The 25,512-nt window shown below is 60.5% G+C and carries 15 protein-coding genes; 12 read left to right on the top strand and 3 right to left on the bottom strand.

What is annotated here, in order from left to right; all coding sequences use genetic code 11:
• Positions 1-110: 110 nt before the first annotated feature.
• Positions 111-5,006, bottom strand: a complete 4,896-nt coding sequence (locus tag ACIP8I_RS00195; protein ID WP_400757830.1) for an NAD-glutamate dehydrogenase — start codon at positions 5,004-5,006, stop codon at positions 111-113.
• A gap of 686 nt (positions 5,007-5,692) precedes the next feature.
• Between ACIP8I_RS00195 and ACIP8I_RS00190 the strand changes: the two genes are divergently transcribed.
• Together ACIP8I_RS00190 and cui are read left to right on the top strand one after the other, a co-directional pair.
• On the top strand, positions 5,693-6,106 hold the full coding sequence (locus ACIP8I_RS00190) for a colicin-like pore-forming protein (protein ID WP_400757828.1): 414 nt from the start codon (positions 5,693-5,695) through the stop codon (positions 6,104-6,106).
• A gap of 78 nt (positions 6,107-6,184) precedes the next feature.
• Entirely contained in the window at positions 6,185-6,760 is a 576-nt protein-coding gene (gene cui / locus ACIP8I_RS00185) for a colicin immunity protein Cui (protein WP_400757826.1), read from the top strand.
• A 49-nt stretch (positions 6,761-6,809) separates the two neighbouring features.
• On the opposite strand, the gene ACIP8I_RS00180 is transcribed toward cui, so the two are convergent.
• Positions 6,810-8,420: a hypothetical protein gene (locus ACIP8I_RS00180; protein ID WP_400757824.1), complete on the bottom strand. Its 1,611-nt coding sequence runs from the start codon at positions 8,418-8,420 to the stop codon at positions 6,810-6,812.
• 120 nt (positions 8,421-8,540) lie between these two features.
• Between ACIP8I_RS00180 and ACIP8I_RS00175 the strand changes: the two genes are divergently transcribed.
• The 7 genes from ACIP8I_RS00175 to ACIP8I_RS00145 all read left to right on the top strand — a co-directional run bounded on the left by ACIP8I_RS00175 (position 8,541) and on the right by ACIP8I_RS00145 (position 16,027).
• The gene (locus ACIP8I_RS00175; RefSeq protein ID WP_400757822.1) at positions 8,541-8,894 is read left to right on the top strand and encodes a hypothetical protein; all 354 of its coding nucleotides are present in this window, start codon (positions 8,541-8,543) and stop codon (positions 8,892-8,894) included.
• A gap of 290 nt (positions 8,895-9,184) precedes the next feature.
• Positions 9,185-10,144: a MoxR family ATPase gene (locus ACIP8I_RS00170; protein WP_003218556.1), complete on the top strand. Its 960-nt coding sequence runs from the start codon at positions 9,185-9,187 to the stop codon at positions 10,142-10,144.
• Positions 10,145-10,149: 5 nt separating this feature from the next.
• The gene (locus ACIP8I_RS00165; RefSeq protein WP_400757820.1) at positions 10,150-11,094 is read left to right on the top strand and encodes a DUF58 domain-containing protein; all 945 of its coding nucleotides are present in this window, start codon (positions 10,150-10,152) and stop codon (positions 11,092-11,094) included.
• Positions 11,091-11,588 carry a DUF4381 domain-containing protein gene (locus tag ACIP8I_RS00160; RefSeq protein WP_400757818.1) on the top strand — a complete coding sequence of 166 codons (498 nt, stop codon included), beginning with the start codon at positions 11,091-11,093 and terminating at the stop codon, positions 11,586-11,588. Before ACIP8I_RS00165 ends, ACIP8I_RS00160 begins: the two co-directional genes overlap by 4 nt.
• Positions 11,581-12,660, top strand: a complete 1,080-nt coding sequence (locus ACIP8I_RS00155; protein ID WP_400757816.1) for a vWA domain-containing protein — start codon at positions 11,581-11,583, stop codon at positions 12,658-12,660. The genes ACIP8I_RS00160 and ACIP8I_RS00155 overlap by 8 nt, the downstream gene beginning before the upstream one ends.
• Complete coding sequence (locus ACIP8I_RS00150) at positions 12,657-14,393, top strand: tetratricopeptide repeat protein (RefSeq protein ID WP_400757815.1); 1,737 nt, start codon at positions 12,657-12,659, stop codon at positions 14,391-14,393. Before ACIP8I_RS00155 ends, ACIP8I_RS00150 begins: the two co-directional genes overlap by 4 nt.
• Positions 14,390-16,027 (top strand): BatD family protein, encoded by a 1,638-nt coding sequence (locus ACIP8I_RS00145; protein ID WP_400757813.1) that lies wholly within the window; start codon positions 14,390-14,392, stop codon positions 16,025-16,027. Before ACIP8I_RS00150 ends, ACIP8I_RS00145 begins: the two co-directional genes overlap by 4 nt.
• 89 nt (positions 16,028-16,116) lie before the next feature.
• Here ACIP8I_RS00145 and ACIP8I_RS00140 read toward each other — a convergent pair whose 3' ends face one another.
• Positions 16,117-19,791, bottom strand: coding sequence for an RCC1 domain-containing protein (locus ACIP8I_RS00140; protein WP_400757811.1), 3,675 nt, complete (start codon positions 19,789-19,791; stop codon positions 16,117-16,119).
• 205 nt (positions 19,792-19,996) lie between these two features.
• Between ACIP8I_RS00140 and ACIP8I_RS00135 the strand changes: the two genes are divergently transcribed.
• The 3 genes from ACIP8I_RS00135 to ACIP8I_RS00125 are packed head-to-tail and all read left to right on the top strand — an operon-like array spanning position 19,997 to position 25,460.
• Positions 19,997-21,241, top strand: a complete 1,245-nt coding sequence (locus ACIP8I_RS00135; protein ID WP_400757809.1) for an exonuclease SbcCD subunit D C-terminal domain-containing protein — start codon at positions 19,997-19,999, stop codon at positions 21,239-21,241.
• The gene (locus tag ACIP8I_RS00130; RefSeq protein ID WP_400757807.1) at positions 21,238-24,879 is read left to right on the top strand and encodes an AAA family ATPase; all 3,642 of its coding nucleotides are present in this window, start codon (positions 21,238-21,240) and stop codon (positions 24,877-24,879) included. Before ACIP8I_RS00135 ends, ACIP8I_RS00130 begins: the two co-directional genes overlap by 4 nt.
• A complete protein-coding gene (locus tag ACIP8I_RS00125; RefSeq protein WP_400757805.1) occupies positions 24,876-25,460 on the top strand; it encodes a glutathione S-transferase in 585 nt (194 codons plus the stop codon). Before ACIP8I_RS00130 ends, ACIP8I_RS00125 begins: the two co-directional genes overlap by 4 nt.
• Positions 25,461-25,512: the final 52 nt, after the last annotated feature.

Here is a 25,512-nt window from a genome sequence, read left to right as displayed (position 1 = left end):
TGTAGGAGTGAGCCTGCTCGCGAAGGGGCCAGCCCGACCACCACAAAACCAACAGACACAAAAAAGCCCCGGCATCTCACGACACCGGGGCTTTCTCATTCAAGCACTACTCAGGCCAGTTCAAGCTCGGCATTTGCAGCAGTCGCAGGCACCACCGCTTGCCCGCTCAACGCGAGGTCCAGCAGCTCACGGTTGGCCACGGCATACATGGCGTAGTCAGTGCCGCTCGCAGCACGGATTTCCACCAGCATGGCGCGCCAGCGCTCGATCATGCTTTCGTGCTGTGCCATCCACAGCGCCAGGCGTGCTTCCACGTCCAGCGTGCCGTCGCCCTGTTGCAGGACGGAGATGGTGATCGCACGTTGCTGCCAGTCCACATCGTCACGGAACGCTTCACGGGCCAGAGCCTGCCAGTTGTTTTCAACCGGCAGTGCGCTGATCTGTTGCAGGTACCAGGTGATGTCCAGCGCACTGCCCACGGCGAAGTAGGCCTTGGCCACTTCGGCCGGATCCTGGCCAGTGACGTCGGAGGCTTCGATGATCGGCAGCAGGGTGTACAGGTGCGAGGTACCCGCCACCATACGCGCCAGCAACTCCGGCACACCGGCCGCGACGTAAGCCTGATAACGCGCCTGCCAGTTTTCACGGATTTCGCCGCTCAGCAGTTCGTCGAGCTTCAGACCCAATTCCTTGAGGTGCGGACCGAAATGCGCGACATCACGGGCAGCGTTCTGCTCGTTGCGACGGGCACGCAGGAACCAGCGTGTAGCACGGCGGCCCAGACGCATCAGCTCGTCCATCAGCTCCAATTGCACGTCAGCGGAGACCTGATAGTCGAGCGCTTCGATCTGACGGAACCAGTGCGGGAGGTGGAAGATGTCACGCACGATTACGTAGGCGCCGGCCACGTTCGCCGGGCTCATGCCGGTGGACTCTTTGAGTCGCTGAACGAAGGTGATGCCCATGTGGTTGACCAGGTCGTTGGCGATCTGGGTGCTGACGATCTCGCGCTTCAGACGGTGACGACGCATGGCTTCGGAAAACTTGCTGACCAGGGTCGGCGGGAACGCCGTTTCCATGTCGCGGGTCAGGTAGTCGTCGTCCGGCACCAGCGAGTTCAGCAGCTGTTCCTTGAGGTCGATCTTGCTGTACGAGATCAGCACCGACAGCTCGGGACGAGTCAGGCCATGGCCTGCCGCAACGCGCTCGTTGATCTGCTCTTCGGTCGGCAGGAACTCGATGGCACGGTCCAGCTTGCCACGGCCTTCCAGATCGCTCATCAGACGCTTGTATTCGGCAATGCGCTCGTAGGCACGACGCGCCGCCAGAGACAGGGCCTGGGTCTGCTTGTAGTTGTTGCCCAGCACCAGACCACCGACTTCGTCGGTCATGCTCGCCAGCAACTGGTTGCGTTGCTTGTCGGTCATGTCGCCGGCCTGAACCACTTCGTTCAGCAGGATCTTGATGTTCACTTCGTGGTCGGAGCAGTCCACGCCACCGGCGTTGTCGATGAAGTCGGTGTTGGAACCGCCGCCATTGAGACCGAATTCCACACGACCCAGTTGGGTCATACCGAGGTTACCGCCCTCGCCCACGACTTTGCAGCGCAGTTCGTTACCGTTCACGCGCAGCGCATCGTTGGCCTTGTCGCCGACGTCGGCATGGCTTTCGGTGCTGGCCTTGACGTAAGTACCGATACCGCCGTTCCACAGCAGATCCACCGGTGCCTTGAGCAAGGCGTTCAGCAGTTCGGTCGGGGTCAGCTTGTCGGCCTTGATGTCGAAGCGTTCTTTCATCTGCGGCGAGATGGCGATGCTCTTCGCGCTGCGCGAGAAGATGCCGCCGCCTTCGGACATGATGCTGGTGTCGTAGTCAGTCCAGGCCGAACGCGGCAGGTCGAACATGCGCTGACGCTCGACGAAGCTGGTGGCCGGGTTCGGGTTCGGATCGATGAAGATGTGCATGTGGTTGAACGCGGCAACCAGTTGCAGCTTGTCGGACATCAACAGGCCGTTACCGAATACGTCACCGGCCATGTCACCGACGCCGACCACAGTAATGCTGTCTTCCTGAACATTGATGCCGCGCTCGCGGAAGTGGCGCTGTACGCCGACCCACGCGCCCTTGGCGGTGATGCCCATTTTCTTGTGGTCGTAACCGGCGGAACCACCGGAAGCGAACGCGTCGCCCAGCCAGAAACCGTAGTCGATGGCGATGCCGTTGGCGATGTCGGAGAAGGTCGCAGTGCCCTTGTCCGCGGCCACCACCAGGTACGGGTCATCGTCGTCATGCCGCACGACGTTGGCCGGCGGCACCAGCGCGCCGTCTTTCAGGTTGTCGGTGATGTCCAGCAGACCGGAAATGAAGATGCGGTAGCAGGCGATGCCCTCGGCCGCGATCTCGTCACGGCTGCCGCCCAGTGGCAGGCGACGCGGCAGGAAGCCGCCCTTCGCGCCCACCGGCACGATGACCGAGTTCTTCACTTGCTGGGCTTTTACCAGGCCGAGGACTTCGGTACGGAAGTCTTCTTCACGGTCGGACCAGCGCAGACCACCGCGCGCAACGTTGCCGAAGCGCAGGTGCACGCCTTCGACGCGTGGCGAGTAGACGAAGATTTCGAACTTCGGTACCGGCTTCGGCAGCTCAGGGATCGCGTGCGGGTTGAACTTGAAGCTGAAGTACGACTTGTTCTGGCCGTTGGCATCAGTCTGATAGAAGTTGGTCCGCAGAGTGGCTTTGATCAGGTCCAGGTAACGACGCAGGATGCGGTCTTCGTTGAGCACCTGAACGTCGTCCAGTGCGGTCAGAATCGCCTGCTCCAGACGCTGTTGCTTGTCTTCCAGATCATCGCTGCCCAGCTTGCGCGCCAGGTAGAAACGGGTCTTGAACAACCGGGTCAGCTCGCGAGCGATGTCGGTATGGTTGTTCAGGGTGCTGGCGATGTAACCCAGGTCGAAGCCCAGACGGATCTGCTTCAGGTAACGGGCGTAGGCGCGCAGCAGCGCCACGTCACGCCATGGCAGACCGGCGGTCAGCACCAGACGGTTGAACGCATCGTTCTCGGCATCGCCACGGACGATGTGGACGAACGCGTCCTGCAGGGTGTCGTTGAGTTGCTGGATGTCGAGGTCCAGACCTTCTGCCGCAGTGAACGCGAAGTCATGAATCCAGAACTCGCGGCCGTTGGTGTGGCGCAGACGGTACGGGAACTCACCCAGCACGCGCAGGCCGAGGTTTTCCAGAATCGGCAAGACGTCGGACAGCGCCAGTGGGGTGTCGGCGTGGTACAGCTTGCAATGCAGCTCGCGTTGGCCGGAGACCTGGCCCAGCGGCTGATAGAAGCTCATCACCAGCGGATTTTTTTCGTTCAGGCTCAGCAGGTGCTGCATGTCGACCACGGCCGAATGCGCTGCGAAACGCTCGCGGTAGCCGGCCGGGAAGCCTTTCGGGAAGTCTGCCAGCACGTTGGTGCCGTGGGCTTCGCCGAAGCTTTCGACGGTCAGTGCGGCATAGTCGTCCTGCCAGCTGCGGCAGGCCTGTACCACTTCTTTTTCCAGCAGCAGCGGATCGATGTCGAGGCGGTTCTTCGGATCGACACGCAGGATCAGTTGCACGCGAGCCAGCACGGACTCGGAGAAGAAGGTCCAGAACTCGCAGTCGGTGGCCTTCAGGCGCTCCATCAGCACCTGCTGGATCTTCTGCCGCACTTCGGTGGAATAGATGTCGCGCGGCACGTAGGCCAGGCAGTAGCAGAAGCGACCGTACGGGTCTTTGCGCAGGAACACGCGGATCTTGTTGCGTTCCTGGATCTGCACGATCGACATCACGGTGCTGAACAGTTCGTCGACCGGGGTCTGGAACAGGTCGTCACGCGGCAGCACTTCGAGTACCTGCGCCAGTTCCTTGCCCAGGTGAGCCTTGGACTGGAAGCCGGAACGGCGTTCGATTTCTTCGACCTTGCGACGAATGAACGGAATGACCCGCACGCTCTCGCCATACACCGAGGAGGTGTACAGGCCCATGAAGCGGTGTTCCTTGATGACTTTACCGTCGGCGTCGATTTCACGGATCGACACGTAGTCCGGGTAGGCCGGACGGTGTACGCGGCTCGGGTGCGCAGCCTTGGCGAACGACAGCAGGGTCGGTTCGCGCAGGTAGTTCACCGCGTAGTCTTCGATGTGACGGTCTTCGTTGGTCAGACCGGTGCGCAGCAGTTTGGTCAGGCCAAGGAAGGAATTCTGGTCGTATTCGATATGGCCGCCATCGGCCTGATCGACGACGGTGAACTCTTCGTAGCCGAGGAAGGTGAAGTGGTTGCCCACCAGCCATTCCAGAAAGCTTTTGATTTCGGTCTTTTCGTCGGCATCGACGGCGAATGCGCTGTTATCGAGCTTGGTGAGGATCTCCTGCACCTTGGCCTTCATCGGCTCGAAATCAGCGACCGCGACGCGCACTTCACCGAGCACCTGCTCCAGCTCTTTGCTCAGCACATTCAGTTCGGCCGCATTGGCGCAGCGGTCGATTTCCAGGTACATCAGCGACTCGTGCAGCACGCCTTCGCCGGTGCTGCCCTTGGGCAGGATTTCCAGCAGCTCGCCCTTGCTGCCACGACGTACGCTGAGCACGGTGGTCTGCAGGGTGTGGATGCTGTAGCCGCGACGGTTCAGCTCGGTGCGGACCGAGTCGACCAGAAATGGCAGGTCGTGGTGCAGGACTTCGACCGCGGTGTGGGTCGACTGCCAGCCATGACGCTCGTAATCAGGGTTGTAGACGCGCACTTGCGGTTGCGCGTGATCGAAGCGCTCAAGCAGGCGCCACGCGGAAAGAGTACAGCCAGCGAGGTCGGAGAGGCGACGTTGGGTCAGCTCGTCCAGGGAAATGATGCCGAAGATTTGTTCAGCGAACAGCGCCACTTGTGGCAGTGCCTGTTCACTGATGTGCTGCGCCAGTGCCGCTTGCAGTTGGTGCTGGAAGTCGGCTTTGCTGGCTGCGGTGAAGAACGCCATCTGTGGTACTCCGCTTAAGCTTGTTATTGATGGAAAGCGTCGCGTGCAACACCCCTTGCGGGGCTTGTGTCGCCCTGTTCCTGATTCTCGGGCAGAGGAAACAGGTGACAGGTGGGTGAAGCTGGACGAGACACTCAGGTCACATTCACCTTCCATTGAATGGGCATCTGCAAAAACGACTGTCGGGACTGCCGACAATGCCTTTACGGGTGCTCATCCGTTGCGCAGCTTAATGGGTGCGACAATGTGCCTGCTTGCGGTGCTGCGACATATTCGGTCATTGGCACGTAACCGTGGGCCTGCGCACCGGTAAACATTAGCAGCCAAAGAGAAATCTCGCGTTTCAGGTGGCCACTCAACAGGCAAGCGCACCTGAAATGACCGATTAGCTGAAATTCGTTCCCGCCGCACCTTTCCTCCTTGGGAAATTACACCCGCCAAAGCTTACACAGCCTTCGATTGTTCGCACCAAAAAAACCAATAAAAACAACAAGTAGAAACACACTAAAGAATCCTTACAAACTGACAAGAAATGTCTCACATAATTTGAAGACCGAATTCCTACAGCACGATTTGAACGCAAAAATCGGCAGTGCTATCTATATAAGCGCACCTCATAAAAAACCAGGCATCAGTTATCAAGCCGACCCACGGAACGGGTCTCCATCAAAGAAAGGAATCAACACATGCGACAACTTGACCTGCCGGCAACGATATTTTACGGCGATGGCTCATGGGAAATAATTAATTTGAACCCTGGAAACATCCGCGGAGACATTCTTAAAAATTATCCGCTGGGCAACCCGATGCATGGGCTCACACTGGCGATAGAAAGTGACTATCTGGAAATTGGTTTCCAGGAAGGCAATTGGAAACCGTTGATGCTGGAGCTTGAGAGTATTGCGGCTGGTATGGGGGCAGGCGCATTACTGGCAGTGACCGCCGCCTACTTTTTCCCGGCACTGGTTACTACCGTACCCGGTATCGTGGTAGTCGGCTTATTAATTGCCTTGGCAGCAGCTTTTTTGAGCGCTGATAACGTGGAAAAAATAAATACACTGATCCTTGATCAGTTCAATGGCGCTTCCTCAAAAGGATAGCAAACATCTGTAACGGGCCAGCCTTCCGGCTGGCTCTGTTAAATAGGCAACACAGCCTGCCTACTGGAAAACACCAAGATGAATAAAAACCATCCCGAACTGACTGGACCTCCATTATTGATTTCCCTTTTCTGCGCGCCGATCTTTTTTATAAACCTTCTTCTTCCTGCACTCCCGCAAAGCGGCTTGGATTTTGCCATCAACGACTTCTTAGACAACCAGCTTTTCGGCTTGAGCGGATTCTGGTCTTCCTTATTCCCCTTCAGTTCAAAAGCAACCGCAAACTATGTAGCAGTTATCGGACCAATATTTGCGCCAATTCTATTCTACAAAATTTACAAAACAATGAAGATTGACCCGGCCCAGTACAAAAACAGGATTTTAACTCGATTCATCACCGGAATATTCTTTACAGCCTTTATGATTATGTTTTTTATATTAGCTTTTTATTTAACCGAAACAGATCTTGGAAAAGGCACCGGAAAATATGGAAACCTGTTTGGACAAAACATATTGTTTTACTCGATATTCTCTTCAGGCATGTTGATACTTTTCTTTGTCATCCCATTTCTGATCCATCGAATCTTTTTTTACTTTCCGTACTTGCTGATCAAGAACTGGAAGGAAAAAAGGGAACGCCGCCACTCTCATTGAGCGCTATGCCTTCCCTTTTTCCTGAGCTGTTTACAGCCCCCCATCAACATCAGTCAGGCAGCTCCTCGAACGCCCTGAATTTACTCACGGTGGCGCAGTCGTAACACATGGTTTTCAGGATCAATTTATCCATGCTGGCGTCGATATTGCTGGAGTCACACTCTCGGCAAAACAGCCTCAAATGACCGAGCAGGTCGCTGTCAAAAGCTGCCGTGGAAAAGAATTGCGGCACCAGTTCATCGCGCCAATACACTCCCGGCGACTTGGAAAACCCGGCACCGCTGTCCTTGAGCACTACGTCGTACAACAGCCGATGCAACGCCGATTGCGGTACCCGCGAATCGCGGTGTGCGTTTTTGCGCCAGTTCCGAGTCAGGGCGTCCTGAGCGGTCCCGAGCATGTTGCGCGGGATGGTGTTGGACGCGTGACTGCGACCTTTGGAGTTGCCGGTGGCGTAGAAGTGCGCAGCGTTTTTTACCGCCAGGCGGGCAAAGTAATAGAGCTGGCTTACGGAAAAATCCTGCAGGAGTTGCCCCACAACCGTTTCGGCACGCGCCTCGGCCGTGAATGAAAAACCGACTTCATTGGCCAGCACACGGATGTATTGAAGCGATTCTTCTCGGGCAAGATCGAAAATCAGCCCGTAGAGTTCGCTCTTCCAGGCGACTTGAATGTCGCCGGACAGCTCCTGATAGAGCGTCAGGTACAGACTTTCCCGATTACAGCGCGCAACTCCGCCGAGTGCCACATTAGGCTGCCAGCGCACTGCGCAATAGTCACTGATACTACAACCCTCAGTGCGATCGAAAGCCCTGATATCAGAGCTCGTCGCGACCGTTAACACGCCAGCCTCGTGCAGACTCTTCAGTTTTTCCTCGCTGGCCTCGACGCTCGGTGCCAGATGTTCGCTTCGGGATGTCGCGCTCAACGGCGCGATCCATTCGGGATGGTTGGCATTGCCATCGTCAAGCAAGGCCAGCAACGTCAGTTTCTGCACAAACCCAAGGGTCGAATACGGCACCGCCGGACTCGGTATACCGAAGCGCGATTCAAGTTCGCGTCGATCACGCTCGGCCTGCGCCGCCAATTGTTGCTGATGAACCTGGCAACATGCCGGGCAAGTACACGCCATGCGTCGGCCATGGCGGGCGGATGCAGAGTATCGGTGCTCGCACCGTATGCACTTGTAAGGATGACGCTGCGAGACCGGAGTGCCCCGGGCGTGCCGACGCACCCACATCGGCACATCGCAATAAGGGCACTTCAGATCCTGACTGACAATCGGCGGCAAAACCTTGAGCAAGCTGCGGACAGTGGCAGGGATCTGATACTCGACCAGAAGCGCAGCGCTTTTTTCCCCGTCCAGATATCGCTGATAAATCTGCTCGATCTGATCGTCGGACAGGTGTGCAATTTCCTCAGCGCGTTCGAAATACGGATGCATTGAAAGAGGTCCTTTTTTTAGTTTGTGTTGACGCACTCCTTTGCGCTTGAACCGCAAAATAATGACAATCGTGGCGATAAAACAAGCGAAAAAGCAGAAAACGGCTACCAAGTTTAGACAAGTAATTTTTCCTGCGGCGTCCTCGGAAATTTCAGCCATCAGCCCAGGATTCATCCGTCGGAATTTTCCCTCTTCACTGATTCCGTCAGGTTTCACCCGCCCTCGTATTGCAGGCAGCAACAAAGCAACCCACGCAAGAGAGCAGCGCAAATGCGCCAAGGCTGGCAAAATCGCGCTTTCGATTGCACTTAGCGCCCGTCGGCCAGGAATTCCCCCATGCAAATGACCACCGCCCTACTGATCGTCAACCCGTGCGACGACGAAGAAGACAACATGGCCATGCTCTGTTGCCACAGCGACAAGGGCGAGATGTTTTTGATGAGCCGTTATCCCGATGAGGAGGAGCTGGAGATCACCCTGGATGGCGAGCCTTCGACGCTGGATGGCGTAAAAGTCACCCTGAGCAAGACCCTGCTGAAGATCGAGATCGCGGCGGCGGATGCCGATGCGTTGAATGGCGATGATGTGCTGGAGATTACCTTCAATCCGGACATGGTTGATCTGGCTGAAGTTGAAGAAACCCTGAAGAACATCCTTGATGGCACCGGGACCTATATCAGCCAGATTTGATGCTGGCTGGACTGGCCTCATCGCTGGCAAGCCAGCTCCCACAGAGACCGATGTGTTGCATAAATCGCATTCGCACCGCTGATACCTGTGGGAGCTGGCTTGCCAGCGAAGAGGCCAGAACTGCCACCGCAACACTCCCCCGCTACAAAATTCCAACAAATCCCCCGGTCATTTCCCGCACTTTGCGCAAAATGCCGTTAGTCGCCACCCCCCTCGATGGATTAAAGTAACGCCCCCAGCCCCGGCGTTATCCGAACGCCTGGGGCCACCCTTTCCAGGAACAGTCACCGATGGAACATCGTGAAGCGCTGCTGGCGCTGCGAACCTTTCTTTCAACGCAGATTCTCGGCCAGGAAAAACTCATCGAGCGCTTGCTCATCGCCCTGCTCGCCGACGGCCACATGCTGGTCGAGGGCGCTCCGGGTCTGGCCAAGACCAAAGCGATCAAAGAACTCGCCGAGGGCATCGAAGCCCAGTTCCATCGCATCCAGTTCACCCCGGACCTGCTGCCGGCCGACATCACCGGCACCGAGATCTATCGCCCGGAAACCGGCAGTTTCGTGTTCCAGCAGGGGCCGATCTTCCACAACCTGGTGCTGGCGGACGAAATCAACCGGGCGCCGGCCAAGGTGCAATCGGCGCTGCTCGAAGCCATGGCCGAGCGTCAGGTCAGCGTCGGCCGCAGCACCTACGAACTGTCGCCGCTGTTTCTGGTAATGGCCACGCAAAACCCGATCGAGCAGGAAGGCACCTACCCGCTGCCCGAAGCGCAGCTCGACCGCTTTCTGATGCACGTCAAAATCGGCTTCCCGGATGCCGCCGTCGAACGCCGGATCCTGCAACAAGCCCGTGGCGAAGCGCTCAACGGCGAAACCAAGCCCGAGCGCCGGGTTAGCCAGCAGGCGATCTTCGCCGCGCGCAAGGAAATCCTCGGTCTGTACATGGCCGACGCCGTGGAGGAATACCTGGTGCAGCTGGTCATGGCCACGCGCACCCCGGCCAAGTTCGACCCGGAGATGGCCGAGTGGATCGCCTATGGCGCCAGTCCGCGCGGCTCGATCGCCCTCGACCGCTGCGCCCGTGCCCACGCCTGGCTGGCCGGGCGCGACTTCGTCAGCCCGGAAGACATTCAGGCGGTGCTGTTCGACGTGTTGCGTCACCGCATCATTCTGTCGTTTGAAGCCGAAGCCGCCGGCATCGATCAGGATCGGGTGGTGCAGCGGATTCTCGACGTCGTAGCCGTCGCTTGACCCCCATGAACGCCCCCCTGCCGTCCGAACCGGGCATCCGCATCAGCCTCACCGATCTGATCGAGATGCGCCACCGTGTGCGCGAAGTGCAGCTGTTTTCCACGCCGAGCCAGCGCAGCCCGCTGATCGGCCTGCATCACTCGAAATTCCGTGGGCGTGGCGTGGACTTCGATCAGGTGCGGGTCTACCAGGCCGGCGACGACGTGCGCACCATCGACTGGCGCGTGACCGCGCGCACCCAAGAGCCGCACACCAAGCTGTTTCATGAAGAACGCGAGCGACCGATTTTCATCATGGTCGAGCAAAGCACGCGGCTGTTTTTCGGCTCCGGGCTGATGTTCAAGTCGGTGCTTGCAGCGCAAGCGGCGGCGCTGATCGGCTGGGCCGCGCTGGGGCACAACGACCGGGTCGGCGGGCTGGTGTTCGGCGACAACGAGCATTACGAAATCAAACCGCGCCGCAGCAAGCAGAGCCTGCTGCAATTGCTCAACCGTCTGGTGAAGGTCAATCAATCGCTGCACAGCGAACGCGAACCGGACCGCGATGCCCTCGGCGCAGCGCTGCGCCGGGCGCGTGAGGTGCTGCGCCCGGGCAGTCTGGTGATCGTGATCTGCGATGAGCGTGCGCTGTCCGACAGCGCCGAGCAGCAGTTAAGTCTGCTGTCGCGCCATTGCGACCTGCTGATGCTGCCGCTGTCCGATCCGCTGGATCACGCCCTGCCCGCCGCCGGGCTTTTACGCTTCGCCGAACGCGGCGCGCAACTGGAACTCGACACGCTCAATTTCGATCTGCGCCAGACCTATCGCGCTCAGGCCGAAGCCCGTATCGCGCGTTGGGAATTGCTCGCGCAGAAACTACGGGTGCTGCTGATGCCGCTGAGCACGCAAAGCGAAATGGTCGAGCAGATGCGCGAGTTCCTCAATCCGCAGCGCCCGGGGAGCAGTCGATGAACGGCCTCGAGCAACTGCAACCGCTGATCTCCCCACCGCCCATCGACTTCTGGCCACCAGCGCCGGGCTGGTGGCTGCTGCTGTTATTGCTGCCGTTGCTCGGGTTCGCGGCGTGGCGCTTGCGTCGGTTCATTCCGATCAAGAAACGCCCGATCGTGCGCGCCGAACAGCCACTCGATCCCGTGCGCATCGCCGCGCTGGCCGAACTGGCCCAGATGCCCAAACCCTACGACGGCGCACCGGCCGGAGCCTGGTTGCAACAGCTCAACGGCCTGCTCAAACGCCTGTGCCGCAACCACTACCCCTACAGCCAGAGCCACACGCTCAATGGCCGCAAATGGCTGGCATTTCTCGACAACCGTTGCCCGGCCGCCGGCCTGACACGCTGGATGGTGCTGGTCGAAGGCGCCTACAAACCCGAATGCAAACTCGATGACAAAGCCATCGCCGGCCTGACCCAAGCCGTCGACACCTGGATTCGCAAGCATGTTTGAGTTCGCCTGGCCGTGGATCTTCGTGCTGTTGCCGCTGCCGTGGCTGATGCGTCTGGTGTTGCCGGTGGCCGACAGCGGCGAGCCGGCGTTGCGCGTGAGTTTTCTCTCAGACCTCGAAGGCCTCGCCCGTCGGCGGGCACGCGCCAACCTGCCGGCGTGGCGCCAGCAAGCGCCGTTCCTGCTGCTGTGGCTGCTATTGCTGAGCGCCGCCGCCCGCCCGCAATGGCTCGGCGAACCGTTGCCGATTGCCGCCAGCGGCCGCGATCTGCTGGTGGCGGTGGACGTGTCCGGTTCGATGGACTTCCCCGACATGCAGTGGCAGGACGAAGACGTCAGTCGCTTGTCGCTGGTCCAGCATCTGCTCGGGGATTTCCTTGAAAGCCGTGATGGCGACCGCGTCGGTCTGATCCTGTTCGGCAGTCAGGCCTATCTGCAGGCACCGCTGACGTTTGACCGCCACACCGTGCGCGTCTGGCTCGATGAAGCGCGGATCGGCATTGCCGGCAAAAACACCGCCATCGGTGATGCAATCGGCCTGGCGCTGAAGCGCCTGCGCATGCGTCCGGCCCAGAGCCGGGTGTTGATTCTGGTCACCGACGGCGCCAACAACGGCGGCGAAATCGATCCGTTGACCGCAGCAAAACTGGCCGCCAGCGAAGGGGTGAAAATCTACCCGATCGGCATTGGCGCGGACCCGCAAGACAGTGGCAGCACCGGCCTGCTCGGGGTCAATCCGAGCCTGGACCTCGACGAGCCGGCGCTCAAGGCGATTGCCGCAGCCACCGGCGGCCAGTACTTCCGCGCCCGCGACGGCAAAGAGCTGCAAGCGATCAGGGAGACCCTCGATCAGCTCGAGCCGGTGACCCAGCAACCGACCCAGGCACGCCCGGCGCAAGCCTTGTATCAGTGGCCGCTGGCGTTGGCCCTGCTGCTGAGCCTGTTGCTGGTCGCCCGCGACTTGTGGCCGGACAACCCGCTGCAACGCCTGCTCACCAAGGAGCTGTATCTGCAAAGTCCGTTACCCGACTGGCGTGAGCGTCTGAAACGCCTGCGTCTGCGGAGGCGCCGATGATCGCGCTCTGGCCGCACTGGTTCCGCCCCTGGTGGCTGCTGCTCCTGCCGCTGCTGGGCTGGCTGCTCTGGCAACTCTGGCACCGACAGAAACGTGCCGGACGCTGGCAGATGATTCTGCCGCCGGCGTTCCATTCGACCCTGCTCAGCGGTGGCAGCGGGCGCGACAGCAAGCTGCCGTGGGTGGCCCTTGGCGTGGCGTGGCTGCTGACTATCGTAGCCCTGCTCGGGCCGAGCTGGGAGCGCGTCGAACAGACCAGCCAGAAACCCGCCGATCCGTTGGTGGTGGTGCTGGAGCTGACCCCGGAAATGCTCGCCACCGACTCGCCGCCAACACGACTGGAACAGGCCCGGCGCAAGCTGTTCGACCTGTTACAGGTACGCAGCGACGCGCAGACCGCGATCGTCGTCTACGCCGGCAGCGCGCACACGCTGGTGCCGCTGTCGGATGACCTGGCGACCAGCCACAATCTGCTCGACGCGCTCAAGCCGTCGCTGATGCCGGAAAGCGGCCATCGCGCTGATCTCGGCGTGAGCAAGGCGCTGGCCCTGCTCAAGCAAGGCGCGCTCGGCCAGGGACGGATCCTGCTGATCGGCTCCTCGCTGACCGAAGAGGAACGCCAAGGCATTCGCCGCGCCCTTGGCCAACAATCGGCACAACTGCTGATGCTCGGTATCGGCACCGCCGAAGGCGCGCCGATCGCTCAGGAGGACGGCAGTTTCCTCAAGGACGAACAAGGCGCGATTCGCGTGCCGCAACTCGACAGCCCGGCCCTTGGCGCATTCCTCGCCAGTGTCGGCGGCGAGTACCACAGTGCGCGGCTGGACGAGACCGATTTGCGCGCCCTCGGCCTGCTCGATGGCCCGCGCAGCCTGCGCGACGATGGCCAGACCGTGCGCCTCGACACCTGGGCCGATCAGGGTTACTGGCTGTTGTTGCCGCTATTGCTGCTGGCCGCCTGTGCCGGACGGCGTGGCTGGTTGTTCTGCCTGCCCTTGCTGCTGTGCCTGCCGCAGCCAAGCTACGCCTTTGACTTCGAAGACCTGTGGCTGCGCCCCGACCAACAGGGCCTGCACCTGCTCAAGCAGAAGCGCCCGGCCGAGGCGGCCGAACACTTCGAAGATCACCAGTGGCAAGGGCTGGCGTTGTACGAGGCCGGCGATTACAGTGGCGCCGCTCAGCGTTTCGCCGAAGGCAGCGATGCCCGCGCCCACTACAATCGTGGCAACGCCCTGGCAAAAAGTGGTGAGCTGGAAGCGGCGATCGATGCCTATGAACAGGCGCTGGAACTGCAACCGGATTTGCGCCCGGCGCTGACCAACAAGGCCCTGGTGGAAAACCTGCTCAAGCAAAAGAACACCCCGCCGCCAGTCGAGCCGCAGCCACAACCGGCGCAGCCGAACGTGCCCGGCGAGGAACCACCGCCAGCGACCACGCCACCACCCGCGGTGAAAAGTGACACCCCGAGCGAGGCCCAGCCCGGCGAGTCGGCCAGCGAGCCGCCGCCGACCACCCCGCCGCAACCACGTCCCAACGAGGTGCCGGGCCTCGACGAGGCGGAAGAAACGGACACCGTGCCGACGCTGCGCCCGAGCGAGGACAACCTCGAAGGCGAACAACGTCAGGCGCTGGAACAATGGCTGGGCAAGATCCCCGACGATCCGGGCGAACTGCTGCGACGCAAATTCTGGTACGAACAGCAACAACATCAGGATCAGGAAAAAACTCGATGACCCGTTTCACCGCTCTGTTGCTGCCCCTGCTGCTCTGCACGACCACCGCTCAGGCGGCCGAGCTGACGGCCAGCGTGGATCGCAGTCGCCTGAACTCCGGCGAGACGGTCGAACTCACCCTCGAAACCAGCGACGTCACCCAGTTCGGCAAACCCGACCTGACGCCGCTGGAGCCGCTGTTCGAGGTGCGTGGCACGCGCCAGGTCAACCAGTTGAACACCCTCAATGGCGACAACCGCGCCACCACGCGCTGGATCATCACCCTGCTGCCGAAAGAGAACGGCAGCGTGATCATTCCGCCGCTGCAACTGGGTGATGTGCAGAGCCAGCCGATCACCGTGCAAGTGGTCGAGAGCGACATTCGCGAAGAGAAGAACAACCCGGCCCCGGTGTTCATCGAGGCCAGCCTCGACCAGTCCAGCGTCTATGTGCAGGCTCAGGCGATCCTGACGTTGCGCATCTATCACTCGGTGTCGCTGTACGACGACAGCAGCCTGACCCCGCTGCAGATCGCCGACACGCGCGTCGAGCAACTGGGCGATACGCGCACCTACGAAAAAGACATCAACGGTGTGCGCCATGGCGTGATCGAGATGCGCTATGCGATCTATCCGCAGCACAGCGGCTTGCTGCTCATTGCCCCGCAGACGTTCAGCGCCACGTTGGTCGACACCCAGCCGGCCCAGGACGCGACCGTGCAGGGCCCGAAACCGGGCAAGCTGTTGCGGGTCAATTCCGCCGAGATCGCCCTGACGGTCAAACCGAAACCGCTGACCTACCCGGCCGATGCGCCGTGGCTGCCCGCACGCAGCCTGAGCCTGAGCGAAAGCTGGAACCCTGAGCCGGATCATCTTCAGGTCGGCGACTCCCTGACCCGCAGCCTGACGCTGAAAGCCGAAGGCCTGGCCAGTTCGCAGTTGCCCGCCCTGCCCGCCACCGAGGCCAACGGCCTGCGCCGTTACCCGGATCAACCGGTGCTGAGCAACCAGAGCGGCGAGCGCGGCCTGATCGGCAGCCGGGAAGAACGCGAAGCGCTGGTGCCCAGCCGCAGCGGCGCGATCGAGTTGCCAACGGTGGACGTGATCTGGTGGAACACCTTCGAAGATCATCTGGAACACACCAGCCTGCCGGCGCGCACCCTGCAAGTGGCGACCAACCCGAGCCTGCAGGTCGACACCCCGGCCGGCACCCTGCAAGTGAACGCCGTCGATAACGACGTGTTGTGGTGGTGGAAACTCAGCACCCTGATCCTCGCCTGCACCACCCTGCTCGGCTTCGGCCTGTGGTGGCGTGCAAGATGGCAACCGGCGGTGCACCGCACCGCGCAAACCGGGCCGAGCCCGCGCACGTTGCTGGACGACATCAAACGGGCGTGTCAGGCCAATGACCCGCAAGCAACGCGGCAGGCGCTGGATGCGTGGGCGCGGCAGCAGCCGGAGACTTTGGCGGATATGGCGGCGCGCTTCGTACCGCTTTCCGACGCTCTCGACGGCCTCAACGGCGCGCTGTATAGCGAGACCGGGCAGCATTGGCAGGGTGAGGATTTGTGGCGGGCAATCCGCACGATTCCGGCGGCTGAGCGGGTGCAGGATCCGGTGGGTGACAGTGGATTGCCGCCGCTCTATCCGAAGTGAAAGATCAAAAGATCGCAGCCTGCGGCAGCTCCTACAGGGATCACGTGTAGGAGCTGCCGCAGGTTGCGATCTTTCAGGCGTTGACGGTGTTATGAGGTTTGTTCACTTTCTGCTGCTTCAAGCAGTCGTGTCTCGCGCATTCCCAAACCACGGGACAAAGCTGTAGCTTCGTAGAAGATTTTGCCGTTGAGCTGGTCGGCGACACCATCGCTGTTACCGCCGGCCGGGCCACGCCCCCAGGTCACGACTTCGCCGCTGGAGGTCAGCGCGGCGAAGGCATGGGTGTTGCCATAAATGGCGCGGACGTTGATCAGCTTGCCGGATATAGAAGCGGGTATCTCGCCGCCATAGGTAGCATTTCCCCATGCGACGACTTCACCGTTGGCGCGTAATGCGGCGAAAGCTTCCCCCGCAGCAACCACTTGTACGATATCTCTCAGTGCAGCAATGGGTGCTGGAACAGGATGATACCCCCAAGCCACTACATTCCCCGAGCTTAGAAGCGCGGCGAACGCCCAATGGTTTCCGGTCACCATTACGATGTTTTTCATTGCTGCAATCGGATCGGGGACCTGCCCGATATTCTCATAACCCCAAGCAACGACACCTCCATCACTTCGTCGCGCTGCCAAACCCAAGTTCCCACCAACGAGTTCCTGAATATCCCAGAGCGCTAAAATTTCGGCGGGTACAACTCCACCGTATGCACCGTGCCCCCATGCCACTACCGAACCATCTGCGCGTAACGCAGCAAAAGCTGCATAGCTGGCCACTACGTCTACAACGTCAGTCAAGTTTGCAATTGGCACCGGCACGCCCCCCCCGTGACCATGATCCCCCCAAGCCACTACCGAGCCATTGGCCCGAAGCGCAGCAAAGGCGTAGAGGTTGCCAATCACTTTGACAACATCCCTCAGCGCAGCTACCGGCTCTGGAAGTGCTGCACCCCAAGTAGGGCTTCCCCACGCCACCAGACTCCCATCACGACGCAGCGCACAGAGCACATAACCGTTACCGCTTACCGCTACGATATCTCGCAAAAGACTGGTGGGTTCCGGCACGTCTCCTCCGTGACTCCTCAGCCCCCAAGCCACTACCGCACCCGAGGCCTGTCGTGCCGCAAAGGCGTAACCGCAAGCACTCAGCGATACGGCATCAGAAATGGCCGGTAACGAATCCCCCAAATTTCCACCACGTTCCGGACTGCCCCATGCCACCAGTGCTCCACGCTCCGTCCGCGCGGCAAAGGCTGCGTTATTTGCTTCATGGCCGGATATAAAATTCCCGTTCCCGCACAAGTTCTGCGGATTGATCGTCACCTGATCATCACTGATCCGCACATGCAGCAGCCGATCCGGTCGAGTGTCACGGAACGTCGTACCACTGACCTCGCCCTCCTCGCCATTATAACGCCACCAGGCCTTGATCGGCTGCCGGGTGGTTGCGTCCAGCGCGGTCAACCACGCAGTCCCGCCGCCATAAATCTGGTAATTACCCCGCGAGCGCGCGCCCATCACCAGCAAGCGTCCCGTCCCCAGCGAAACATGCACGTCATAAACCGCCACCCGCGAATACTGGCGACCACCGGCCTGACGCACCACGGTGCAGTCCAGCGAGATCTCCCGCCCGACGTTGGCCAACACCACCGACCTCGGAACGGTCACCAGCTTGTCGCGCCCCGCTTCTCCGCTCTCCACGCTAAACGGCACGATGGCCGTACCACCTCCCGGTGTTCCTATCCAGCGGATTTCACCGCTGTCACCAACCCTTAATCCGTACGCAGCGGCGAGACGCAAGGTCGCGCCGACACCTGGCACCGCACTTACATCGATCTGGTCGCCGCGCGCGCCGTCAATTGAGGGCGGATCAAAATCCAGCAAAGCATTGCCAACGCGTAACGTCAGAGGGAGCGAGTAACCCAGGGTTTTGTTGTTACGGACAATAAAGTAATCAATGACGATCCGGCGATTGAGGTTGTTGGTCACAAACTGTTTAGGCACCGTGAACGGCACTTCCTTACCCGCCGTTTGCGAGGTAAGACGCAGTGAGCCACTGGTGCTGCCGCTACCGACCGAACCGCGCCACCGATAATGCACTTCGTCGTCGACCTGGGTTTCGAGATGCGTTGCAATCAATTTACAACCCAAGGGTGGTACCGCATCCGGATCTATCAATGAAGTACCGGGTACTGCTTCTTGCACCCGCGGTGACGAGAACAAAGGCAGCGCCTCGCCGACTTGCATGACAAACGGATACGATTCGCGGACGTTGAAAATCGACTCATCGTCGTTGGCAACGGTATAAAACACCGACACCTGCAAGCCGTCGAAACGCTGGATCTCGGTGCTTATGACATTGCGCAATACCGGCTCGCCATCCGGCACGTCGCCCACCGGCATGGCCTCTTCGTAATGAACAGTACCGCCGCCGGGACGTGTGGCTTCCCAGATCAGTTTCAGCAGATCGCTGGATCGACGTCCGGGATACCACGGACACTCCACCGTCGCCCAACGCAGATCAGGATCAAGATAACCCTCGGGAGCCTCGACAACGGCAGGCGCGGGCAGACGCTCGATGACCCCGGAGACACTGACACTGGCATTCTTCGATGGCCGATCCAGTGATCCCTCGCGTTTCAACAGATAAGAGACACTGGCACGCCCCATGGCGATCGCCCGCACGATCGCATTAGGCACACTGAATGGGACCGCGACCCCCACCCGAACCACCGGCAATTCGGCTGGTTCATAAATCACCGGAGTGCCTTCTGCCGGTATGCCGAACCACTTCAGGGCAATTTTGTCATTGACCTTGAAGGCACTTCCCGCCGTGTTGACAATGACCTCAACGTCCTCCTCGCCCAACGCTTCAAGATCAATGATATCGGTATCAGGATCGGCGGAAATCACAATGGCAGGATCGAGCCGGTTCTGTTTCAGATCGACCAGAATGTAGGTGGTTACCGCCCAAGGTGAACGCTCATCCGGATAATTGCCGCATTCGTCGATGATCTGATAGGTAACCGCAATCCTGGCGCCGTCCCCGGCGTCCTCCAGCGTCTTTGCATCGACCATGACCACCAGCGGGTTGTTCAACGGGTCATCAATGTGACGCTGTTCGACCTTCGTGACGAGTTCCTCGGACCCCCATGTCAAGCGGATGAGGTCGTTCTTGCGCATGAACTCGTAGGGAAGAATGGTGATCGGTATGCCCAGCGCAGCCTCATCCGGGCCGACGCCATCATCAATGATTGCCTGGGGAATGGAATATCGCAGACCTTGATGGCCCGGTTCGCCGATATTACTATCGAAGCCACCGGGCCGATCGAGTTTCACCAATACGCTCAGCAATGGTCGCGAGTCCTCACCCTCACCCCCTCCGGGTCTTGTCACACGATAGAACACCGGATGCGTATCACCGCGCACGATGAAGGATTCGTTGATACTGCCTGTCACCCGGCGATTCAGATCATCCTTGTCAATTGACTTGCTCCACACCGCACTCAGCGAGTTGCCCCAAAAGATCTCGAGATAGTCGTCGACCGACATGGATAACCATGGATCGATAGAAAATCTCAACCCACCCTCTACGGCTCGCACCGGAACACCATAGTCGTAATCTTCTATAGACGATGTCGCATTGGGCAGGAACAGAGGGAAAAGGGCCATTGGACCTTCAGGATCGTTCCTTTCGTATTCAGCCGTCATGAGCGTTCTCCGCAATGGAATATTGGCTGCTCGACACTGCTTGAACCCTTCAGGCATCAGCAACTGTCAGATCTGACAGTTGCGACAAGCGGGTAAGCCGGTTCGAACGATGAATGGGCCAGACGCAGCGAGACCCGCGCACTGGAATTGCTTGATCGCCACAACAAGCCCTCACTCTCCAATAATCTGTAAACTCCCCCCTCTTCAGCCGCCCATCATTTCCTCGCGGCCATCACCTCTTTTAATTGATGCGGAGTCCACCTTGCGTCTGTTCCACACCTCCGACTGGCACCTTGGGCAAAACCTGCACGGCCAGGAGCGCGATTTCGAGCATGCGTGCTTTCTCGAATGGCTGCTGCGCCAACTGCAACTGGCGCAGCCGGACGTGCTGCTGATCGCCGGGGACATTTTTGACACGGTCAACCCGCCGGTCAAAGCCCAGGAACGTCTCTACGACTTCATCGTCAGCGCCCACGAGCAGCAGCCGTTGCTGACCATCGTGATGATTGCCGGCAACCACGATTCCGGCTCGCGGATCGAACTGCCTGCGCCGTTGATGCGCCGTTTGCGCACCCATGCGCTGGGCCGCGTGTTGTGGCTGGATGACGGCCAGCTCGACGCCGAACGTCTGCTGCTTCCACTGCCGAACGCTGAAGGCGAGATCGCCGCGTGGTGCCTGGCGCTGCCGTTCCTGCGTCCGGCGGAAGTGACCGGTGCGCATCTGGGCGACGACTATCTGCGTGGCATTGGCCAGGTGCATGAATGGCTGATCGAAGCGGCGAATGCCAAGCGCAAACCCGGCCAGGCACTGGTCGCCATCAGCCACGCGCACATGGCTGGCGGCTCGGTCTCGGAAGACTCCGAGCGCAGTCTGATCATCGGTAACGCCGAAGCGCTGCCCGCCAGCCTGTTCGGGCCGAGCATCAGTTACGTCGCCCTCGGCCATTTGCACAAGCCGCAGAAGGTCAACGGTGAAGAACGCATCCGCTACAGCGGCTCGCCGATTCCGTTGTCGTTCTCGGAGATTGGCTATCAGCATCAGATTCTCGACATCACCCTCGACGGCGAAACCCTGGTCAGCGTTGAACCGAAACTGATCCCGCGCTCGGTCAACCTGCAACGCATCGGCCCGGCACCGCTGGCAGAGATTCTGCTGCAACTGGCTGATCTGCCGAACATCGATCTGCTCGCTGAAACCCAGCGCCAGCCTTGGCTGGAAGTGCGCGTGACCCTCGACGAGCCACAGCCGGATCTGCGCCATCAAGTGGAAAACGCCCTGCAAGGCAAAGCCGTGCGCCTGGTGCGGATCGCTGCCGAATACGCCGGCAACCGTGGCACCGATGGCAGCGACGACGGCAGCGCGCTGGTCGAACTGGATCAGCTCACGCCGCAAGAACTGTTCAGTCGCGCCTGGCTCGACAACTACGGCAACGAGGTCGATGAGCAGACGCTCAAGGACTTCGCCGAACTGCTGCAGGACGTACAGATGGAGGGCGAGCAGCCATGAAGATTCTCGCCATTCGCTTGAAAAACCTCGCCTCGCTGGCCGGGCCGTTCGAAATCGACTTCACCGCTGAACCGCTGGCCAGCGCCGGTCTGTTCGCGATCACCGGGCCGACCGGCGCCGGTAAAAGTACCTTGCTCGACGCGTTGTGCCTGGCGTTGTTCGGCGCCGTGCCGCGCCTGAACAACACCAGCCGTGACGCCAAGGTGCCGGACGCCGACGGTGAAATCGCCACCGGCGACCCGCGCACCTTGCTGCGGCGCGGCACCGGTGAAGGTTATGCGGAAGTGGATTTCGTCGGCGTCGATGGCCGCCGTTACCGTGCGCGCTGGGAAGCCAACCGCGCCCGGGAAAAGGCTGGCGGCAAGTTGCAGATCAGCCGTCAGAGCCTGCGTGACATCGATCAGGATCAACTGCTCGCCAGTCAGAAAGGCGAATACAAAACCCAACTCGAAGCCGCGCTCGGTCTGAACTTCGAACAGTTCACCCGCGCCGTGCTGCTGGCTCAGAGCGAGTTCAGCGCGTTTCTCAAGGCTGACGACAACGATCGCAGCGAACTGCTGGAAAAGCTCACCGACACCGCGCTCTACACCCGCCTCGGCCGCCGCGCGTTCGACAAGACCAAAGAAGCCCGCGAAGCGCACAAGCTGCTGCAGGATCAGGCCACCGGCGTCACCCCGCTGACGCCCGAAGCCCGCGCAGTACTGGACGAGCGTTTCAACGCCGCCCAGCAGCAATTGAAGGTGCAGCAGGCGCAGCTCAAGCAACTGGAACAACAGCACAGCTGGCTCAAGGATTTGCGTCAGTTGCAGGACGCGCAGCAAGCGGCTGCCGAACAACTGCACAGTGCGCAACAACAGTGGGAAGGCCTGGCCGGCGAGCGCCTGAAGCTGACGCGCCTGGAGCAACTCGCCCCGCAACGCCACCAGTTCGCGCGCAAGACTGAACTCGATGCGCAACTGACGCCGCTGGCGGCGCAGATTGCTGCGCACACTCAGCAGCACGGCGAACTCGGCGAAAAACAGACGCAACTGGAACAAACGCTTGAGTCGGCAAAAGTCGCCCTCAGCGAAGCGCAGCAGCGCCACAGCGAAAGCGCCCCGCTGCTGCGTCAGGCCTTCGACGAGCAAAGCACTCTCGCCCGCCTCGCCAAGGACACCGCCCTCAGCGCCGAGGCCCGGCAAGCCGCCGAGCAGGCCTGCAGTGAGGGTCAGAGCGCGATTCAGACCTTGCAGGATAAACAGGTGCAAGTCGCCGAACGCTTGCAGAAAATCGCCGCCGGACTGGAGCAAAGTGCCGATCTGGCGCCGCTCAGCGATGCGTGGAATGCCTATCGGGATCGCCTGCAACAGCTGATGCTGATCGGCAATCGCCTGAACAAGGGCCAGGCCGAACTGGCGACCCTCGAACAGAACGCCGCGCACAGCGCCGAAGCACTGGCCACGCAAAAGCAGCAACTGGAAGTACTGTTCAAAGAGGCCGGCGCCGAGCCGGATGCCGTCGCCGAACAGATCGGCATCCTTGGCAATCTGCTGCAGGACAACCGCAAACAACTGCGCGCCATCGAAGATCTGACGCGGCTCTGGGCCAGTCAGCAGGAGTTTGAAAAACGCGGCGCCGAGCTGCAACAGCGCCTGCTCGATGCGCAACAGGAGCGCGAACGGCTGACCCAGGACGGGGTGAAAAGCAAAGCCGAACTGACCGTCGCCGAGCAAACCCTCAACGTCACCCGTGAACTGCTTGAACGTCAGCGTCTGGCCCGCAGCGCCAGTGTCGAAGAGTTGCGCGCACAGTTGCAGGACGATCAACCGTGCCCGGTCTGCGGCAGCAACGAGCATCCGTATCATCAGCCCGAAGCGCTGTTGCAAAGCCTCGGCCGCCACGACGAGTCCGAGCAGGCCAGTGCGCAGCAAGCGGTGGATCAGCTCAAGGAAAAACTCACCGAGCTGCGCGCCGAAGTCGGCGGCGTGATCGCCCGGCAGAAAGAGTTGCTGCAACAGCAGGAGCAATTGAACGCCCAGCAGCAGGCACTGGCGCCGAGTCTGCAGGCGCATCCACTGGCGCCTCAGTTGCTCAATCAGGACGCCGACAAACGCGATGCCTGGCTGACCCGGCAAAACGATCAACTGAACCAGAGCATCACCCAGGACGAACAACGCCAGAGCGCCCTGCTCACCCTGCAACAGGACGCGGCGCGCCTGACCCAGCAACTGCGTAACGCCGAAACCGCGCATCAGCAAGCGGCGCAACACCTGAGCAACCAACAACGCGAACTGAGCAGCGACCGTCAGCGTCTCGACGAAGAACTCACCGCGTTCGCCAGCCTGCTACCTGCCGACACCCTCGAAGCCTTGCGCGTCGAGCCGGCGGCGACCTTCATGCAACTGGATCGACAGATTGCCGAGCGTCTGGCGCAGGTCGAGCAGCAGAAGGAAGAATTGGCAGAGCAGCAGCAACGCCAGCAGACGCTGGAGAAGGAACAGGATCGCCAGCTCAGCCGCGTACAGCAGCTGCAAAGCGCCGAGCAGCAATTCGGCGCCCTGGCCACGCAGCAACAGGCCAGTCAGGAAAAACTCGCACAACTGCTGGGCGAACACAGCAGCGCCGAGCACTGGCAGCAGCAACTGGAGCAGGCCGTGGAGCAGGCGCGCAACGCCGAAACCGGCACCGCCGCGGAACTGCAGAACGTGCGCACGCAACGGGTGCAAATTGGCGCCGAACTCAAGGCTCAGCAAGAACGCTTGCAGGCACTGCAAAGCGAAGACAATGAGCTGACGCAGAAAATTGCCGACTGGCGCGCACGCCATCCTGAACTGGATGACGGCGGCCTCGAAGACCTGCTGCGCGTCGATGACACGCAGCTCAGCGAGCTGCGCCAGCGCTTGCAGCACAACGAAAAAGCCATCGAACAGGCCAGAGTGCTGCTGCAGGAACGTGATCAGCGTCTGGCCGATCATCAGGCGCAGCACAATGGCAATCTCGATGCCGAGCAACTCGCCAGCGCCCTCGCCGACCTGCAGAACCAGTTCAATCTCAGCGAGCAACAGTGCGCCGAACTGCGCGCCGAACAGGCCGAAGATCAGCGCCGGCAAAACGCCAATCAGGCACTCGCGCAGCAGATCGCCGACGCCTATGCCGAGTACCAGCGCTGGGCGCGCCTGAATGCCTTGATCGGTTCGGCCACCGGCGACACCTTCCGCAAGATCGCCCAGGCCTACAACCTCGACCTGCTGGTGCATCACGCCAACGTGCAGTTGCGCCAACTGGTCAAACGCTATCGCTTGAAGCGCGGTGGCAGCATGCTCGGCCTGCTGGTGATGGATACCGAGATGGGCGACGAATTGCGCTCGGTGCATTCGCTGTCCGGCGGCGAGACCTTTTTGGTGTCGCTGGCTCTGGCGCTGGGGCTGGCATCGATGGCCTCGAGCACGCTGAAAATCGAATCGCTGTTCATCGACGAAGGCTTCGGCAGCCTCGACCCGGAATCGCTGCAACTGGCGATGGACGCCCTCGACGGCTTGCAGGCGCAGGGACGCAAGGTCGCAGTGATTTCCCACGTGCAGGAAATGCACGAACGGATTCCGGTGCAGATTCAGGTGCAACGCCTGGGCAATGGTTTGAGCACACTGGAGGTGAAATGAATACGTTGTATTCATTCCGCCGCTGCCCGTACGCGATGCGCGCGCGGATGGCCCTGCGTTATTCGGGCGTGCCGGTGGAGATCGTCGAAGTCAGCCTCAAGGCCAAACCGGCCGCGATGCTGGCGATCTCGCCCAAAGGCACGGTGCCGGTGCTGGATGCCGATGGCCGGGTGATCGATGAGAGCCTGGAAATCATGCGCTGGGCGCTGGCGCAGAACGATCCGGACAATTGGCTGCTCGGCGGTGATTCACGAATTGCCGAATTGATCGAAGCCAATGATCAAGTGTTCAAAGTGCATTTGAACCGTTACAAGTACGCCGAGCGTTATCCCGAACAACCGATGGAGGTTTATCGGGCTGAGGGCGCGGTGTTTTTGCAGCGGCTGGATGAATTGCTGGCTGATCGCGATTACTTGCTGACTGAGCATCCCAGCCTGGCGGATATCGCCCTGCTGCCGTTCGTGCGGCAGTTTGCACATGTTGATCGCGAGTGGTTTGCGCAGACGCCTTTCGTTCGTTTGCAGGCGTGGCTACCGCGCTTCCTCGAATCCGACCTCTTCACCTCGATCATGAAGAAATAATCCCCTCTGCCTGCTTGCCGCCACCCTGTGGCGAGGGAGCTTGCTCCCGCTC

The organism is Pseudomonas sp. NPDC088414 (assembly GCF_044753325.1).
Lineage (GTDB): Bacteria > Pseudomonadota > Gammaproteobacteria > Pseudomonadales > Pseudomonadaceae > Aquipseudomonas.
Note: the sequence above shows the minus strand (reverse complement) of the source record. Positions and strands in the feature narration are given on the sequence as shown.